1 pseudogene is annotated in these 551 nt (G+C 69.9%); it reads left to right on the top strand.

Annotated features, from left to right (window positions below):
• Window positions 1–404: pseudogene (locus ABD323_RS44760) on the top strand (sugar transporter); the annotation flags it as partial.
• Window positions 405–551 lie beyond the last annotated feature (147 nt).

The following is a 551-nucleotide window of genomic DNA, read 5'->3' as shown; positions in this document are numbered from 1 at the left end:
TGCTCAAGGTGGCCGGCATGCCGGGGCCGGGCGGCAAGCCGCTGCCCGCCTTCATCGGCGGCTCCGACCTCGCGGTGGCCGCCAAGTCGCAGGCCCCGGAGGCGGCCAAGGACTGGATCCGGATGTTCACCAGCGCCAAGTCGCAGCAGGTGCTGGTCGACAAGGACACCCTGCCGAACAACCTGACCCAGCTCGGCCCGCTGAAGTCCAAGCCCGCCACCGCCGCCGCCGCCAACGCGGTGCCGGACGCCTGGTTCACCCCGATCGCCCCCGGCTGGGGCGCGATCGAGAAGCAGAACGTCCTGGTGAACATGCTGAACGACATCCTCAAGGGCAAGTCGGTCGACCAGGCCACCCAGGAGGCGGACGCGAAGATCGACGAGTTGATCAACAACCCGTCCTGACGCCTGCGCCGGGCTCCGGAGTGTGCTCCGGGGTCCGGCACCCGTAGGATCGTCGGGGAACACCCACCGCAGCGAGTGTGCGGACTCGCCGCCGTAAGAGCGTCTCCACCGGGCAGCCGCCCGCCGCGGGGTTGAACCATCTCAACG

Origin of the sequence: Kitasatospora nipponensis (assembly GCF_039528135.1) — a bacterium.
Classification (GTDB): Bacteria; Actinomycetota; Actinomycetes; order Streptomycetales; family Streptomycetaceae; genus Kitasatospora; species Kitasatospora nipponensis.
Note: the sequence above shows the minus strand (reverse complement) of the source record. Positions and strands in the feature narration are given on the sequence as shown.